Source organism: Stenotrophomonas sp. YJH_SMC_8, assembly GCF_059371315.1.
In genome coordinates this window covers 290,128-305,895 of the sequence record NZ_JCAFUL010000003.1, presented here as the reverse complement: position 1 = coordinate 305,895, position 15,768 = coordinate 290,128, and the positions used below count along the sequence as shown (strand labels likewise).

The following is a 15,768-nucleotide window of genomic DNA, read 5'->3' as shown; positions in this document are numbered from 1 at the left end:
GAGTTCCGACCCTTGAGACGGTCAGTGCAGCAGCACCAGGGTGGCCAGGCCGAGGAAGGTGAAGAAGCCCATCGAGTCGGTCACGGCGGTCAGGAAGATGCCGCTGGCCAGCGCCGGGTCGAAGCCGAAGCGCTTCAGGGTCAGTGGCACCAGCACGCCGGCCAATGCAGCAAACAACAGGTTGCAGGTCAGCGCGATGGCAATGACTGCCGACAACCCGGGCGAGTGGAACCAGGCCAGCACGATCAGGCCCAGCACCGAACCCAGCATCACGCCGTTCAGCAGCGCGACCCGCACTTCCTTCCACAGCAGGGTGCGGGCGTTGGAGGCGCCCACCTGGCCCAGCGCCAGGCCGCGCACCATCAGTGCCAGCACCTGGGTACCGGCGTTGCCGCCGAGGCCGGCGACGATCGGCATCAGCACCGCCAGCGCCACCAGTTTGTCGATGGTGCCTTCGAAATGGCCGACCACGCTGGAGGCCAGGAAGGCCGTGCACAGGTTCACCGACAGCCACATCAGGCGGCGGCGCATTGCGCGCCAGACCGGGCTGAACAGATCCTCGTCCTCGTCCAGGCCGGCGGCGCCCAGCGCCTGGTGCTCGGCCTGGCCGCGGATGATGTCGACCACGTCATCGATGGTGATGCGGCCGATCAGGATGTTGTTGTCGTCCACCACCGGCGCGGAGATCCAGTCATGGTCGGAGAACTGGCGGGCGACTTCCTGGTCGCTCTCGCCGACGTCGATGGCTGGCTGCTCGTCGTCGATCAGGCGGTTGATCGGGGTGGTGTCCTCGTGGGTCACCAGTGCCGCCAGCGACACGCGGCCGAGGTACTGGTGGCGGCGGCTGACCACGAACAGATGGTCGGTGTGGTCGGGCAGTTCACCGCGCAGGCGCAGGTAACGCAGCACGACGTCGACATTGACGTCGGCGCGCACGGTCACCACGTCCGGGTTCATCAGGCGGCCGGCACTGTCCTCGGGATAGGACAGCACCTGTTCCAGGCGCTCGCGGTTCTCGCGGTCCATCGACTTGAGGACTTCGTCGATGACCGTGTCCGGCAGGTCTTCGACCAGGTCGGCCAGATCGTCGATGTCCAGGTCTTCGACCGCGGCGATGATCTCGTCCGGGTCCATGTCCGCGAGCAGGCTTTCGCGCACGTCGTCGCCGACGTGGACCAGCACCTCGCCGTCATCTTCCGGATCGACCAGGCCCCACACCACCTCGCGCTTGCCCGGCGGCAGCGACTCGAGCAGGTTGCCGATCTCGGCCGGGGCCAGGGTGTTGACCAGGCGACGCACCGGGCCCAGCCGGCCGCTGTCCAGTGCATCGGACAGCATCCGCAGTTGGCGCGCAGTCTTGTCGTGGCGTACAGCTTCAGCCATCGCAGCTCCCGCGGGGATAAGAAAAGCCGCGATCCCGGCAAGGATGCGGCAACAGGGGTGTTCAGCGCGTCATTATCGCAAGGGGATGTTTCAACGCATACCCCGCTGGCCTACGGCCACCGGGGGCCACATGTTCCGCCGGGCATGGCCCGGCGCTACCAAGGGTGGCGCGCGGCGGTAGCGCCGGGCCATGCCCGGCGAGCGCGTAGCGCGGAAATCAGGACGCGTCCGCCACCAACGCCAGCCAGCGCTCGATACCGCGGCGGTCACGCATGCCCAGCAGCTTCGGTGCGCGGGCGCGCAGCGCACCGAGGTCGGCCTCGCGGATCGCGCGGCGTACCTCCAGCAACGTGCCGGGATGCAGGCTGAATTCGGTCAGGCCCAGTGCCAGCAGCAGTGGGGTCATCCGCGCATCGCCGGCCATCTCGCCACAGACCGCCACCGGGATGCGGTGGCGCGCGCCGGTCTCGATCACCATCTGCAGCAGCCGCAGTACCGCCGGGTGCAACGGCGAATACAGCTCGCCCAGTGCTTCATTGTTGCGGTCGGCCGCCAGCAGGTACTGCACCAGGTCATTGGTGCCGATCGACAGGAAATCGACCAGGTCGATGAAGCTTTCCAGGGCCAGCGCAGCCGCAGGAACTTCGATCATCGCGCCCAGTGGCACGTGGTCGGACACCATGTGGCCTTCGCCGCGCAGCTGTTCGGTCAGCTTGAGCATGCGCCGGCGCACTGCCAGCAGTTCCTCACGGGTGCTGACCATGGGCACCAGCACCCGCAGCTTGCCGTAGGCCGAGGCGCGCAGGATCGCGCGCAGCTGGGTGTCGGCCACCTTCGGCCGTGCCAGCGACAGGCGTACGCCGCGCAGGCCGAGCGCCGGGTTTTCTTCGTTGCTCAGGGTCAGGCCGGTGCGATCAGCCTTGTCCGCACCCAGGTCGAGGGTGCGGATGGTCACCGGTCGTCCGCTCATGCCCAGCGCGGCATCGCGGTAGGTCTGGAACTGTTCTTCTTCGTCCGGCAGCTCGTTGCGCTGCAGGAACAGGAATTCGGTGCGGTACAGGCCCAGGCCGTGGGCGCCCAGCGCATGCGCCTGGGTTACGTCCTCCAGCGATTCGGCATTGGCCAGCAGGGCGATGTCGACCTGGTCGCGGGTGCGGCTGGGCTTGCTGCGCAGGCGGCCCAGCTCGCGCTGTTCGCGTGCATGTTCCTTCAGTCGCGCGCGGTAGTCGCGCAGATTGTCGGCCTGCGGATTGGCGGTGATGCTGCCGTCGGCGCCATCGATGATCAGCACGTCGCCATCGGCGATGCGGCTGAGCAGCTGTGGCACGTTGACGATCAAGGGCAGGTGCAGGCTGCGCGCAAGGATCGCGCTGTGCGAGAGCGCGCTGCCGGCAGCGGTGACGATGCCGACCACACCCTGTGCCTGCAGCTGTGCCAGTTCGGAGGGCGCGATGTTGTCGCAGACCAGGATCTCGCCGGCCAGGCCTTTCACCGCCGGCGGGCGTTCGGGCTGCAGGAAGGCATGGATGCGGCCGATCACATGGTCGAGGTCGTCCATGCGGCTCTTCAGGTAGGCATCGTCCATCCCGTCGAAGACCTTGGCCAGGCGGTCGCGCTGCAGGCGCAATGCATAGCCGGCGCTGTACGGTCCGCTGCGGATCAGTTCGTCCAGGCCATACAGCAGCTCGGGATCGTCCAGCAGCAGCGCATGCAGGTCGAGGAACTCACCCACTTCCTGGTTCAGCGCTCCATGCAGGCGCTGGCGCAGTTCGTGCATCTCCGTGCGTGCGGCATCCACCGCGCGATGCAGGCAGGCCAGCTCGGCCTCGACCTGGTTGGCCGCAACGCGCTGCTCGGCCACTTCCAATGCATGTGGGAGTCGCACGCGGGCGCGGCCCATTGCCGTGCCGCGGGCGGCACCGTGGCCGGCAAGCAGCAGTACCGGCCGTTGGCCGGAAGGGGGCTGGCCGGCGCGTGCGCGTGGCACGCTCAGCTGTCCTCGTCGAAACGGCGTTCGAACAGGCCGACCACCGCCTCCATCGCGGCGGCTTCGTCCTCGCCGCTGATGCGCACGGTGACCGGAGTGCCCTGGCCGGCGGCCAGCAGCATCACGCCCATGATGCTCTTGGCGTTGATCTCACGGCCCTTGGCGGCCATGGTCACGTTGCAGCGGAACGGCGCCAGGGCCTGCACCAGCTTGGCGGTGGCCCGGGCGTGCAGGCCCAGGCGGTTGCTCACGGTGAGTTCTCGTTCAAGCATCGTCGACTATCGCTCCATTACGGGTACCCGCCGCGGCTGTGGCGGGCAGTTGATCCAGTCCCTGTTCCGGATAATTCATCACCCGCAGCAACATCGGCAGGCTCAGCGCCGACACCCGGCGAACCGGGGTCCCCAGCCGGGCCAGCTGCCCGGCAAGGTTGGCGGGGCTGGCGCCGTACAGGTCGGTCAGGATCAGCACGCCGTCACCCCCATCGACCCGCCGCAGGGCGGCCGAGGCGAGCGGGAGCAGGGCGTCCAGGTCTGCGTCGAACGGTACTTCGAAAGCTTCGGTTTTCAGCGGCAATTGCCGCAGGAGCCGGGTCGCCACGTCAAGCAGGGCGGTCCCGACCCCGGGATGTGTTACGAGGAGAATGCCACAGGTCATTACTGCACGTTAACAGGTCAAGGTGAATCGGCGATAGCAGCAGGAGAGGGGCACTGTGTCCCGTATTCAGTGTTGCCAGGGTCAGAGCCCTTTTCCCCTGGAAAAGGGATCCGACCCCATGCGTTTTTCGATGCCTGCCCGGAACTCATCCACGCATGGCGTGGATCTACCGTGTCGACCAAGGTCGACACCAACCAACAGCAGCACACACCGCCGTCCCGACAGATCGCGGGAATCTGTCGAAGGCGGGGCAGGTCTGCAAGCGGGGGCGTGAGCCGCATGGATGCGGCGACCGAGCTTACAGGGACGTACTTGCAGCGTCCCCCGCTTGCTGACCCGCCCCGCCACCCGGGGAATGCCGCTGTTGCTGTTGCTGTTGCTGTTGCTGTTGCCGGCCAGCGGCCGGCACTACCGGCGGGTGCCGGGCGCAGCCCGGCCGACCCCCTCAATCCTGTTCGCGGTGGTACGTCGCCACGTCTTCCCAGCCCATCTCGCGGGCGTGGCGTGCCATGCGCTCGGCCAGGAACACCGAGCGGTGCTTGCCACCGGTGCAGCCGAACGCCACGGTCACGTAGCTGCGGGTGCCATCCCCCAGCTTCGGCAGCCAGGTATCGAGAAAGTCTGTCAACTGGGCCAGGTAGCGCTGCACATCCGGCTGCGCTTCCAGGTAATCGCGCACGCCGGGTTCGCGACCGCTCAGCGCACGCAGTTCCGGGTCCCAGTGTGGATTGGGCAGCGCTCGCGCATCGAACACGAAGTCCGCCTCGGCGGGCACACCGCGCTTGTAGGCGAACGATTCGAACAGCAGCGACAGGCCGGTGGCATGGTCCATCGTGAACTCGGTGATGATCCGGCGCCGCAGCTGGTGCACGTTGAGGCTGCTGGTGTCGATTACCGCATCGGCCTCGCGGCGCAGTGGTGCGGTCAACTCGCGTTCGCGGGCGATGGCTTCGGGCAGGGACAGCCCCAGCTGGCTCAACGGATGGCGGCGGCGGGTGTCGGCGTAGCGCTTGAGCAGCGTCTCGTCGCTGGCTTCGAAGAACAGCACCTTCACGTCCACGCCGGCGTCGGCGGCCAGCTGCCGCCAGTCGCCCAGCTGGCTCAGGTCGGCCTGCCCACGCACGTCGATGCCTACGGCCAGCCGGCGCGGCGCACTGCCGCCGCGATTGGCCAGCAGGCTGCGTACGAAGTCCGGCAGCAGGTTGATCGGCAGGTTGTCCGAGCAGTAGTAGTCCTGGTCCTCGAAGGTCTTCAGGGCGACGGATTTACCCGAGCCGGACAGGCCGCTGACGATGATCAGGGTCGGGGCGGAGGGGGTGACGGTGCTCATGGAAAGGCTCTTCGAAGGGCAGGGGGTCAGGGCGTTCGCCGTTCCAGCAGGTTGCTGTGGCGGGCGATGAACATCGCCGCCGGGTCGATGCCCTTGGTCCGCAGGATATGCAGGCGGGTGGCCGCCTCGGTCAGCACGGCCAGGTTGCGGCCGGGCATCACCGGCAGGGTGATCAGCGGCACGTCCAGGTCCAGCACATGGCGGGTGCCCGAATCGCCGGTCAGGCGCTCGTAGCCATGCGGGGTGGGTTCGGTCATCGGCTTGGTCAGGTGAACGATCAGCCGAAGGTACTTGTTCTTCTTTACAGCCGTGTCGCCGAACATCTCGCGCACGTTCAACACGCCCAGGCCGCGCACTTCCAGCAGGTCCTGCAGCAGCTCCGGGCAGGTGCCGTCGAGTACATCGGGTGCGATCTGGGTGAATTCGGGGGCATCGTCTGCCACCAGGCGATGGCCACGGCTGAGCAGTTCCAGCGCCAGCTCGCTCTTGCCCGATCCGGCTTCGCCGGTGATCAGCACGCCGATGGAGTAGATCTCCATGAACACGCCATGCAGGATCACCCGCGGCGCCAGCGTCCGTGCCAGGTGGTAGGACAGGTGGTTGAGCAGTTCGTGGCCGCGCTTGGGCGACAGCCACAACGGGGTGCCGGATTCATCGGCGGCGGCACGCAGGTCTTCCGGGCACGCCTGGTTGCGGGTCAGCACCAGTGCCAGCGGGTGCGACTGCATGATTTTTTCGATCGTTTCCCAGCGCTGGCGCGGTTCAAGTGCGTCCAGCCAGGACAGTTCCTCGGTGCCCAGGATCTGCACCTTGTTGGGGTAGATCGCATTGAGGTAGCCGGCCAGCGAGGGGCGACGGGAGACCGTATTGCCGGCCTCCAGCTCACGCTTCTCACCCGACTGGCCCGCGGCCCAGCGCAGCCCCAGCCGCTCGCGCTGCTGTTCGAACAGTTCACGGGCGGTGATGCTGGTATTCATGCGGCACTCGCAGGTGGGGTCATGTCCAGCGCCTCGCGCAGGGCCCGCGCGTCGCCTGCCTGGCGCAGTGCCTGGCGGATATCCGCTGCCGAGAACAGTTCGGCCAGCTCGGACAGCAGCATCAGGTGCTGGTGGGTGTAGTGGGCGGGAACGGCCATCGCGAACACCAGGTCCACCGGCTCGTCGCCACCGAAGTCGACCGGGGTGGCCAGGCGCAGCAGGGCGCCACGGGGGCGGTCCAGGGTCGGCGCGCGGCCGTGGGGAATGGCGATACCGTGGCCGATCGCGGTGCTGCCCAGCGCTTCGCGCTGGCACAGGTTCAGATAGATCTGTTCGGCGTTGGCCTGGCGGCAGGCCAGCAACCCGGCGGCGGCCTGCAGGACGCTGTCACGGTCGGTGGCCGTGCAGAGCTGGGTCTGCACGGCCGCCAGAAGGTCAGTCAGGGGCATGTCTGCGGGGAACAGTGGCGATCAGCCACCATTGTCGCCCACCGGCAGCGGTGCGTGCTGCTGTTTTTTCTCCTTGTGCTTGATCACCAGGCGGTCAAGCTTGTCCGCAAGCAGGTCGATCGCGGCGTACATGGTCTGGCCGCCGGCCTCGGCGTGCAGGGTCTGCCCCGGGATGTTGAGGCTGGCGTCGACGTGGTGCTCGGTCTTCTGCAGCTTGAGGGTCACCCGCGCTTCGCAGTGCTGGTCGAAGTGTTTGCCGATCCGGGCCAGCTTCTCCTCTACATAGGACTGCAGGGCCGGGGTGACTTCGACATCTTTGCCAAACGTTTCGATGCGCATCGGGTTTCTCCTGTGTTCGGATGTGCCAATGAACCTCTCCGCCGGGCGCGGCGGCGCGTCAAGCGATTCTGACCCTTTCGTGCGAGGCGGAAATGTTCATGGCTTCACGATACTTCGCCACGGTGCGTCGCGCTACTGGAATTCCCGACGATTTGAGCAGGTCAGCCAGCTTGGCGTCAGAAAGCGGCTTGCGCGGGTTCTCGTCGTCGATCAGGCGGCGGATCATCGCCTGGATGGCGGTGCTGGATGCTTCGCCGCCGCCCTCGGTATCAATGCCCGAAGCGAAGAAGGCGCGCAGCGGCAGGGTGCCGCGCGGGGTACGCACGTGCTTGCGCGCGATCGCGCGCGACACCGTCGATTCGTGCAGGCCGAGCTCGGCGGCGATCTCGCGCAGGGTCAGCGGACGCAGGGCCTGCTCGCCGAATTCCAGGAAACCGGCCTGCTGCAGGATCAGGCTCCGCACCACCCGCAGCAGGGTCTCGCCACGCTGCTGCAGGCCCTTCAGCAGCCAGCGCGCTTCCTGCAGCTGGGCGCGCAGGTAGCCCGCGTCGGCGTCGCCACAGCGGCGGATCAGCTGTTCGTAGCCACGATGGATCACTACCTTCGGTCCGGCGTGCCCGGCCAGCGCCGCACGCCACACACCGTTCTGCCGCCACACCACCACGTCCGGCACCACGTAGGTGTCCTGCGACAAGGGGGCGATCTGGGTACCTGGACGCGGGTCCAGCGAGCGCAGCAGGGCGACCGCGGTCTCGACCTCGTCCAGCGGCTGCTTCAGTTCATGGGCGAGCCCGGCGACGCCGCTGCGCGGCAACCGCTCCAGTGGTCCTGCGGCAATCTGTCGCGCCAGCAGCAGGCCCGGCGTTTCGTCGGCCAGCACGTCCAGCTGCAGCTGCAGGCATTCGCCAAGCGTGCGTGCAGCCACACCGACCGGATCGAAACGCTGGATGCGATGCAGCACGGCGAGGATCTCATCCTCGTCGGCGTGGATCGCCGGCAACAGGGTTTCCGCGATGGTGGCCAGCGGCTCGCGCAGGTAACCGTCGTCGTCCAGTGCATCGATCAGTGCCGCGCCGATGCTGCGATCACTGGCAGAAAGATGCGACAGGTGCAGCTGCCACAGCAGGTGGTCGGCGAGCGTCTCGGTTTCGGCCACGCGTTCGGCGGCGCTGCCGGTATCGTCGTCATCATCGAAGCTGCCACCGCTGCCGGTGGCCGTCCAGTCCAGTTCGGCCGGCGCCCAGTCGTCGCCTTCATCGCTGCGTTCTGCAGGCGCTTCGTTGCCGTTGCCATCGCTGCCTTCGTTGGCGGCGCTGCTGTCGTTGCTGTCGGCCCAGTCCAGCAGTGGGTTGCTCTCCACTGCCTGCGCGATCTCCAGCTCCAGCTCGGTGGTCGACATCTGCAGCAGCTTGATCGCCTGCTGCAACTGGGGCGTGAGCACCAGTTGCTGTCCCAACGATGTCTGCAGCCGAGTCTTCATGCCTGTGCCGAAAGGAAGGAAAGGGACCCGGCGACCGCAGTCACAGCTTGAAGGAATCCCCAAGGTAGACCCGACGCACGTCGGCATTGTCCAGGATCGCCTCCGGCGAACCCTGGGCCAGCACGCTGCCCTCGGCGAGGATATACGCGCGGTCGCAGATACCCAAGGTCTCGCGCACATTGTGGTCGGTGATCAACACGCCGATGCCACGCTGCTTGAGATGGGTGACGATGCGCTGGATCTCGCCGACCGAAATCGGGTCTACACCGGCGAACGGTTCATCGAGCAGGATCAGGCGCGGCTGCGCGGCCAGTGCGCGGGCGATCTCGCAGCGGCGGCGTTCGCCACCGGACAGGCTGGCGCCGAGCTGGTCGGCGACATGGCCCAGCTGCAGTTCGTCGAGCAGGCCGTTCAATTCGCGCTCGCGGCCGGCCGAGTCCAGGTCCTCGCGCAGTTCCAGCACCAGGCGGATGTTGTCGGCCACGGTCAGCTTGCGGAACACCGAGGGTTCCTGCGGCAGGTAGCCCACGCCCTGCTTGGCGCGGGTGTACATCGGGTCACCGGTGATGTCCTTGCCGTCGAGCACGATGCTGCCGGCATCGGCGGCGACCAGACCGACGATCATGTAGAAGCAGGTGGTCTTGCCGGCGCCGTTGGGGCCGAGCAGGCCCACCACTTCACCCGCATCGAGGGTCAGCCCGAAGTCCTTGACCACTTCGCGCTGCTTGTACTTCTTGCGCAGGCCCTTGGCGACGAGCATTACTTTCTGCTCCCGGCCGGCTGTGCCGGCGTGGTGGCCCTGGGCTGTGCCGCTGGTGCCGCCGGTGTCTTGTTCTTCGGCGGGATGACGGTGCGCACGCGGCTGCCGTCACCACCGGAGTTCATCTCGCCGGTGCGGGTGTTGTAGACCATGCGCTGGCCGGCATTGGTGCCGCGCGCGCTGGTGACCTTGTAGTTGCCGGTCAGGGTGATGATCTCGGTCTTGATGTCGTAGTCGATGCGATCAGCCAGCGCGTCCATCCAGGTGCCGTCATCAAGCTGCTGCTTCATCTTGGCCTGCTTGCCGGTGAACACCACGCGCACCGCCTCGCCGTCCTTGAGGTAGATCTCGGCCTCGGACGAGCGCAGGTCCAGCGTGCCCTGGGTGATGATCACGCCCTGCGACAGCACGGTCTTGCCGTCGCCGGTGAGCATGCCGGACTGGGCGCCGGAATCGATGTGCATGTCTTCGTTGCGGTCGGTGGACTTGGCGAAGGCGGCGCTGGGGACAAGAAGACCGAGCGCGAGTACGGCGGCAAAGGGAATCTTCATCGGGGTCCGTTCTACCGGTGAGGGCCTCCCGGGCGGGCCGGGGGCGGAGGGTGGGGCTGCCGGCCCTGCGCCTGTCCGGAGACGTCGCGGGCTGGCGGCGGAATCAGCGTTTGGGCGTGTAGCGGCCCTTGGACTGGCTGAGGAAATGATACGTGTTGTTCTTGGAATCCACCTCGAAGCCGACGCCGGACTGTTCCATGCCCGGGCGGGTCATGGTCACCAGGGCATCGGTACGGGCGCGGTTGTCCTTCGGGAACACGTCCAGGTGGTCGGTGCGGAAGGTGGTCGGCACCACGCCCGGGCCCGCCGGGCTGTCGCCGGCGACATTGCCGCGCAGCTTCATCTCGTCGCCCTTGGCGCTGAGCCAGCCGGTCTCGGCGCGCAGGGTCCAGTGCTTGCCATCCTTGTCCGGCATCTCGAACAGCGGGGTGGCGATGTTGATGGTCTGGTCGCCGCGCTGGCGTTCCAGCAGCGGTGCGCGCAGGGTGGTCGATTCCTTGCCGTGCTCATCCAGGGCAACGATCTGGAAGTCATGCAGGATGTAATCCACGCCGATTTCCTGGCCACCCGTGGCTGGCCCCTTGTCGCGGTTGCGCAGCGCCGCCCAGCTGCTGAGCAGTGCTGCCAGCAGCAGGCCGATGCCGAGCAGGGTGCGCCAGTTCAAGGTGGGCAAGTTCATGCGCCGAACCTCGCCAGCACCGCATCCACGCGGCCCTGAGCGGCCAGCAGGATGTCGCACAGCTCGCGCGCGGCGCCACGGCCACCCTCGGCGCGGGTCTGCCAGTGCACGCGTTCGGCGATCCACGGATGGGCATTGGCCGGGGCCACCGCCAGGCCGACCGCACCCAGCGGCGCCAGGTCGGGCAGGTCATCGCCCATGAACGCCACCTGTTCCAGGCCGATGCCGTGCTGCGCACACAGCGCCTGCACGCTGGCCAGCTTGTCGCCCACGGCGATCTGGGTATCGATGCCGAGGTCGGCGCCGCGCTTGAGCGCGGACTGGCTGTTGCGCGCGGTGATCAGCACGGGATGGATGCCGTGCTGCTGCAGCAGTTTCAGGCCCAGGCCGTCCTGCACGAAGTACGCCTTGCTCTCGTTGCCGTCCCTGTCGTAGTACAGCCGACCGTCGGTGAGGGTGCCGTCCACGTCGAAGCAGGCCAGGCGGATCCGGGCCGCGGCGGCATGCAGGTGGGCGGGGAGGGCGGGCAGGGGGGACCAGGGCATCAGGGCGGCAGGCTCGTTGTGGGCGGGTGCGGCATTACAGACTGAATGGGGTCTATGGACTGTCGGTTAAACCACCCGCGCCCGCAACAGGTCATGAATGTTCAGGGCGCCGACCGCGCGGCCCTGGCCATCAACCACGATCAGGCCATTGATTTTCTGGGTTTCCATCTGCCGGGCGGCCTCCACGGCCAGCTGGTCGGCGCCGATGGTGCGCGGGTTGCGGGTCATTACATCGGCGATCTTCGCGGTGCGCACGTCCAGCGCGCTGTCCAGCGCACGGCGCAGGTCGCCGTCGGTGAACAGGCCGATCAGCACGCCGTCGGCGTCGACCACGGCGGTCATGCCCAGCCGCTTGCGGCTCATCTCCATCAGCGCTTCGCTGAGGCTGGCGTCGGCGCCCACGCTGGGCAGGTCGTCGCCGGTGTGCATGACGTCGGTAATGTGCAGCAGCAGGCGGCGGCCAAGGCTGCCGGCCGGGTGTGAACGGGCGAAGTCATCAGCGGTGAAGCCACGTGCGTCGAGCAGGGCCACGGCCAGTGCATCGCCCATCGCCAGCGAGGCGGTGGTGCTGGAGGTGGGCGCCAGCGCCAGCGGGCAGGCCTCGGCCGGCACGCTCACGTCCAGGTGGATGTCGGCGGCGGTGGCCAGGCTGGACTGCGGTCGGCCGGTCATGGAAATCAGTACGTTGCCCTGGCGCTTGAGCACCGGCAGCAGCATCAGCACTTCGTCCGATTCGCCCGAATAGGACAGGGCCAGCACCACGTCGTCCTCGGTGATCATGCCGAGATCGCCATGGCCGGCTTCGCCGGGGTGCACGTAGAACGCCGGCGTGCCGGTAGAGGCCAGGGTGGCGGCGATCTTGCGGGCGACATGCCCGGACTTGCCCATTCCGGTGGCGACCACCCGGCCACGGCTGGCCAGGATCGCCTGGCAGGCCTGCTGGAAGCCTTCGCCGAGGCGGTCGGCCACGGCATCCAGTGCCTGCCGCTCGATCTCGAACACTCGGCGGCCGCTGGCAACCAGGCCGGCAGGGTCGACGGAACGGGGGGGCAACAGGGATTCGGCCATGCGGACGCCACGCAGCGGAAGTAGAATGGACGCACATTTTATTAGGAAAGCCCGTTGGACGCCGACACCATCCGCAATCTGATCGAAACCGGCCTGCCCGGCGCCCGCGCCGACGTGCAGGGCGACGATGGCGTGCATTTCGAAGCGACCGTGGTCTGCGAGGCCTTCGCCGGCAAGATGCCGCTGGCCCGCCACCGCATGGTGTATGCCACCCTGGGCGACCTGATGGGCGGCGCGATCCACGCGCTGGCGCTGAAAACCGTGACCCCGGCCGAAGCCGGCTGAACCGCAGAAGATCCCGAATACATGGCCAAGATCGTTGTGACCGGCGGCGCTGCGCTGCACGGTGAAGTGAGCATCTCCGGCGCCAAGAACGCCGTCCTCCCCATTCTGTGCGCGACCCTGCTGGCCGATGAGCCGGTGGAGATCACCAACGTGCCGCACCTGCACGACGTGGTCACCACGGTGAAGCTGCTGGGCGAGCTGGGCGCCAAGGTCACCATCGACCAGGGCACGCTGTCGCGCGGCAGCGCGATCGTGGTCGACCCGCGCTCGGTCACCCAGCACGTGGCACCGTACGAGCTGGTCAAGACCATGCGCGCCTCGATCCTGGTGCTGGGCCCGCTGCTGGCCCGTTTTGGCGCGGCCGAAGTGTCGCTGCCGGGCGGCTGCGCGATCGGCTCGCGTCCGGTCGACCAGCACATCAAGGGCCTGCAGGCGCTGGGTGCCGAGATCGTGGTCGAAAACGGCTTCATCAAGGCCACCGCCAAGCGCCTGAAGGGTGGGCACTTCACCTTCGACATGGTCAGTGTCACCGGCACCGAGAACGTGCTGATGGGCGCGGTGCTGGCTGAAGGCACCACCATCCTCGACAACTGCGCGATGGAACCGGAAGTGACCGATCTGGCGCACTGCCTGATCGCACTGGGCGCGAAGATCGAAGGCCTGGGCACCGCCCGCCTGGTGATCGAAGGCGTCGAGCGCCTGTCCGGTGGCCGCCATGAAGTGCTGCCCGACCGCATCGAGACCGGCACCTTCCTGGTCGCCGCGGCGATGACCGGTGGCAAGGTCACCGTCAACCGTGCGCGCCCGAACACCATGGACGCGGTGCTGTCCAAGCTGGTCGAGGCCGGTGCGAAGATCGACACCACCGACGACAGCATCACCCTGGACATGCAGGGCAAGCGGCCGAAGGCGGTCAACCTGACCACCGCGCCGTACCCGGCATTCCCGACCGACATGCAGGCGCAGTTCATGGCACTCAACTGCGTGGCCGACGGCGTGGGCGTGATCAACGAAACGATCTTCGAGAACCGTTTCATGCACGTCAACGAACTGCTGCGCCTGGGTGCGGACATCCAGGTCGAAGGCCATACCGCCATCGTGCGTGGCAGCGAGCACCTGAGTGGCGCACCGGTGATGGCGACCGACCTGCGTGCGTCGGCCTCGCTGATCCTGGCCGGCCTGATGGCCAGCGGCGACACCACCATCGACCGCATCTACCACCTTGATCGTGGCTACGAGAACATCGAAGAGAAGCTGTCTTCGCTCGGCGCCACCATCCGGCGCGTGCCATGATCCTGCGCGGCAAGTTCAGCCCGCGCCGCAAGGCGCTGCTGGCCCTGGTGCTGATCGTGCTGGCGTGGCTGGGCTACGCCTGGTACGCCAACATCGCCATCACCCAGGGCATCGAGCAGAAGGACATGGACTGGAACGGCGACGGCACGGTCACGCGTGACGAGATCATCGAGTCGTTCTATGCGGTTGCGGTGAACGACAGCCAGGACGGCAACCGCCATTGCCGTACGTTTGTCTGGCGCAGCACCGGCGAGCAGATCCGCGTGGACTGCCGCACCGAGTTCACGCCTGCCGCGGCCGACGAAAAGAAGTAAGCAGAACGCCCGCGAAAGCGAGCGTTTTTTTACGGTAGCGCCGGGCCGTGCCCGGCGAGCGCGTAGCGCGGAACGAAAATCCGCCGGGCATGGCCCGGCGCCACCGGTCAGTTCATCGCCTTGATGGTCAGGTCCAGCGCATCGCGGCCGCTCTCACGCTGCAGCATCCGCGCCGGCACCGGGAAGTCCGGCACGATCCAGGCGATCAGCTCCTTGTTGCCATCGGCACGCGACACCTTGGTGGCCTCGTAGCTCTTGCCGGCCACGGTGATCGACTCCTTGCCGATCACGCGGTAGGTCATGTTCTTGATCCGGCCCTCGTCCACCATGCGGTAGGTCAGCGGCTTGCCGGCCGCCAGGTCACGGGCAATCGCCAGGTTGATCAGCAGCGCATCCATGTCACCGGCCTTCAGCGCGATCGGTCCGGCGCGGTCCGGCTTGATGTCGCCGGTCCAGGTGGCCTGGTTGCTGCTCCAGTTGTAGGTGGCCTGCACGTTGCGCTTCTTCACCAGCAGGGCCGAACGGTCCTGGCTGCTGAGCGGGCGCAGCTGGCCGCGCACTTCCTCGAACACGGTGCTCTGGCTGAGGTCGGCCAGCTGGTTCTTCACCTGCAGGCTGTAGCGCCACTTGTTGGCGCCTTCGCTGGACAGGGTCATGGTGCCGTTGGCCTGCATGCCCATGTAGCTGGCCAGGTAGTCGGCCTTGAACGGCTCCAGCGCCATGGCCGGCAGGCTGGCTACGGTCAGCGCGGCAGCGGCGATCCAGGTGAGGGGGCGGGTCAGGGTGCTCATGCTCAGACTCCTTGGTATTCGATCAGGCGCAGGTCGACGCGGTCTTCGCCGTCTTCGCGTTGCAGGATGCGCACCGGGGTGGGGACACCGTTGGCGATCCAGAGGATGGTTTCGTTGTTGCCGCCATTGGTCCGGTAGACCCGCAGCGCGTTGTAGGACAGGTCGCCGACCTCGACGTTCTCGGTCTGCGGCGCGGCCTGGTAGTCGTGCTGGCGGACCTTGCCCATGTCCACGTAGCGGTAATGCATTGCGGCGCCGGGGCGCGCATCGCGCATGATCGCCAGGTTGATCAGCAGTGCGCTCTGGTCGCCCGGCTGCAGCGGGATCGGCTGCGCGCGTTCCTTCTTTACGTCACCGGTCCACTGCGCGGTACCGGCCTGCCAGTTGTAGGTGCCCACGGCCTTCTTGCCCAGGAACAGGCCCTTGCGCACCGTGCTCTGGCTGAGCGGTGCGTAGACGCCACTGCGCTCTTCGAACACCGTGCTCTGCTCGATGTTGAGGCCGAGCACGCTGGCAAAGCCGCGGCGGCCGACCACCTGCATGTCCACCCGCCACTGGCTGCCGCCGGTGTGGGTGACCTGCATGCTGGCATCACCCGCTTCCTTGCCCTTGTAGAAGGCCTGGTAGGTGGCGGTGAACGGCTGCAGCGGCGGTGGCTCCCAGGCCAGTGCCGGCAACAGCGGCACGCTGGGCTCGTTCGGTGGCAGCGCAGCGGGTGCGGGTGGCGGTACCGGCGAAGCCGCAGGCGGCTGCGCCTGGCCCCAGCCCACGCCGGGAAGCACGGCAAGCGACAACAGCAGTGAAGTGGACAGCAGCGTCGTGGTCTTCATGGAGGACAGGGACCGCAGGAGGGGGCAGGATGCCAGCCCCGCAGTCAGCG

General features: G+C 67.4%; 19 protein-coding genes. 3 read left to right on the top strand and 16 right to left on the bottom strand.

Annotated elements, in window-relative coordinates; all coding sequences use genetic code 11:
• Window positions 1-21 precede the first annotated feature (21 nt).
• The 14 genes from mgtE to AC5P88_RS05185 all read right to left on the bottom strand — a co-directional run bounded on the left by mgtE (window position 22) and on the right by AC5P88_RS05185 (window position 12,205).
• Window positions 22-1,383: a magnesium transporter gene (gene mgtE / locus AC5P88_RS05250; protein ID WP_005408383.1), complete on the bottom strand. Its 1,362-nt coding sequence runs from the start codon at window positions 1,381-1,383 to the stop codon at window positions 22-24.
• A gap of 217 nt (window positions 1,384-1,600) precedes the next feature.
• Window positions 1,601-3,370: a phosphoenolpyruvate--protein phosphotransferase gene (gene ptsP, locus AC5P88_RS05245; protein ID WP_106551300.1), complete on the bottom strand. Its 1,770-nt coding sequence runs from the start codon at window positions 3,368-3,370 to the stop codon at window positions 1,601-1,603.
• A 2-nt stretch (window positions 3,371-3,372) separates the two neighbouring features.
• A complete protein-coding gene (locus tag AC5P88_RS05240; RefSeq protein WP_495224503.1) occupies window positions 3,373-3,642 on the bottom strand; it encodes an HPr family phosphocarrier protein in 270 nt (89 codons plus the stop codon).
• Entirely contained in the window at window positions 3,635-4,027 is a 393-nt protein-coding gene (locus AC5P88_RS05235; RefSeq protein WP_005408386.1) for a PTS sugar transporter subunit IIA, read from the bottom strand. The genes AC5P88_RS05240 and AC5P88_RS05235 overlap by 8 nt, the downstream gene beginning before the upstream one ends.
• A 445-nt stretch (window positions 4,028-4,472) precedes the next feature.
• On the bottom strand, window positions 4,473-5,357 hold the full coding sequence (gene rapZ, locus AC5P88_RS05230; RefSeq protein ID WP_262238520.1) for an RNase adapter RapZ: 885 nt from the start codon (window positions 5,355-5,357) through the stop codon (window positions 4,473-4,475).
• Window positions 5,358-5,383: 26 nt separating this feature from the next.
• A complete protein-coding gene (gene hprK, locus AC5P88_RS05225) occupies window positions 5,384-6,334 on the bottom strand; it encodes an HPr(Ser) kinase/phosphatase (protein ID WP_099553978.1) in 951 nt (316 codons plus the stop codon).
• The gene (locus AC5P88_RS05220) at window positions 6,331-6,783 is read right to left on the bottom strand and encodes a PTS sugar transporter subunit IIA (protein WP_106551096.1); all 453 of its coding nucleotides are present in this window, start codon (window positions 6,781-6,783) and stop codon (window positions 6,331-6,333) included. Before AC5P88_RS05220 ends, hprK begins: the two co-directional genes overlap by 4 nt.
• A gap of 21 nt (window positions 6,784-6,804) precedes the next feature.
• Window positions 6,805-7,122 (bottom strand): ribosome hibernation-promoting factor, HPF/YfiA family, encoded by a 318-nt coding sequence (hpf, locus tag AC5P88_RS05215; protein ID WP_005415556.1) that lies wholly within the window; start codon window positions 7,120-7,122, stop codon window positions 6,805-6,807.
• 58 nt (window positions 7,123-7,180) lie between these two features.
• Window positions 7,181-8,602 carry an RNA polymerase factor sigma-54 gene (locus tag AC5P88_RS05210; RefSeq protein WP_106551095.1) on the bottom strand — a complete coding sequence of 474 codons (1,422 nt, stop codon included), beginning with the start codon at window positions 8,600-8,602 and terminating at the stop codon, window positions 7,181-7,183.
• A gap of 40 nt (window positions 8,603-8,642) precedes the next feature.
• The gene (gene lptB / locus AC5P88_RS05205) at window positions 8,643-9,362 is read right to left on the bottom strand and encodes an LPS export ABC transporter ATP-binding protein (protein WP_005408391.1); all 720 of its coding nucleotides are present in this window, start codon (window positions 9,360-9,362) and stop codon (window positions 8,643-8,645) included.
• The gene (gene lptA / locus AC5P88_RS05200) at window positions 9,362-9,913 is read right to left on the bottom strand and encodes a lipopolysaccharide transport periplasmic protein LptA (RefSeq protein ID WP_049455548.1); all 552 of its coding nucleotides are present in this window, start codon (window positions 9,911-9,913) and stop codon (window positions 9,362-9,364) included. Before lptA ends, lptB begins: the two co-directional genes overlap by 1 nt.
• Before the next feature lie 103 nt (window positions 9,914-10,016).
• A complete protein-coding gene (gene lptC, locus AC5P88_RS05195; protein ID WP_106551094.1) occupies window positions 10,017-10,592 on the bottom strand; it encodes an LPS export ABC transporter periplasmic protein LptC in 576 nt (191 codons plus the stop codon).
• Window positions 10,589-11,137 (bottom strand): KdsC family phosphatase, encoded by a 549-nt coding sequence (locus AC5P88_RS05190; RefSeq protein WP_106551093.1) that lies wholly within the window; start codon window positions 11,135-11,137, stop codon window positions 10,589-10,591. Before AC5P88_RS05190 ends, lptC begins: the two co-directional genes overlap by 4 nt.
• A gap of 66 nt (window positions 11,138-11,203) precedes the next feature.
• Window positions 11,204-12,205, bottom strand: a complete 1,002-nt coding sequence (locus AC5P88_RS05185) for a KpsF/GutQ family sugar-phosphate isomerase (RefSeq protein WP_106551092.1) — start codon at window positions 12,203-12,205, stop codon at window positions 11,204-11,206.
• 54 nt (window positions 12,206-12,259) lie between these two features.
• Between AC5P88_RS05185 and AC5P88_RS05180 the strand changes: the two genes are divergently transcribed.
• The 3 genes from AC5P88_RS05180 to AC5P88_RS05170 are packed head-to-tail and all read left to right on the top strand — an operon-like array spanning window position 12,260 to window position 14,097.
• Window positions 12,260-12,490 (top strand): BolA family protein, encoded by a 231-nt coding sequence (locus tag AC5P88_RS05180; protein ID WP_005408396.1) that lies wholly within the window; start codon window positions 12,260-12,262, stop codon window positions 12,488-12,490.
• A gap of 21 nt (window positions 12,491-12,511) precedes the next feature.
• Window positions 12,512-13,783, top strand: a complete 1,272-nt coding sequence (gene murA / locus AC5P88_RS05175; protein ID WP_106551091.1) for a UDP-N-acetylglucosamine 1-carboxyvinyltransferase — start codon at window positions 12,512-12,514, stop codon at window positions 13,781-13,783.
• Window positions 13,780-14,097 carry a hypothetical protein gene (locus tag AC5P88_RS05170; RefSeq protein ID WP_049427475.1) on the top strand — a complete coding sequence of 106 codons (318 nt, stop codon included), beginning with the start codon at window positions 13,780-13,782 and terminating at the stop codon, window positions 14,095-14,097. Before murA ends, AC5P88_RS05170 begins: the two co-directional genes overlap by 4 nt.
• Window positions 14,098-14,204: 107 nt before the next feature.
• Here AC5P88_RS05170 and AC5P88_RS05165 read toward each other — a convergent pair whose 3' ends face one another.
• Both AC5P88_RS05165 and AC5P88_RS05160 read right to left on the bottom strand, forming a co-directional pair.
• Window positions 14,205-14,888 carry a DUF3108 domain-containing protein gene (locus AC5P88_RS05165; protein ID WP_106551090.1) on the bottom strand — a complete coding sequence of 228 codons (684 nt, stop codon included), beginning with the start codon at window positions 14,886-14,888 and terminating at the stop codon, window positions 14,205-14,207.
• A 2-nt stretch (window positions 14,889-14,890) separates the two neighbouring features.
• Complete coding sequence (locus AC5P88_RS05160; protein WP_106551089.1) at window positions 14,891-15,718, bottom strand: DUF3108 domain-containing protein; 828 nt, start codon at window positions 15,716-15,718, stop codon at window positions 14,891-14,893.
• Window positions 15,719-15,768: the final 50 nt, after the last annotated feature.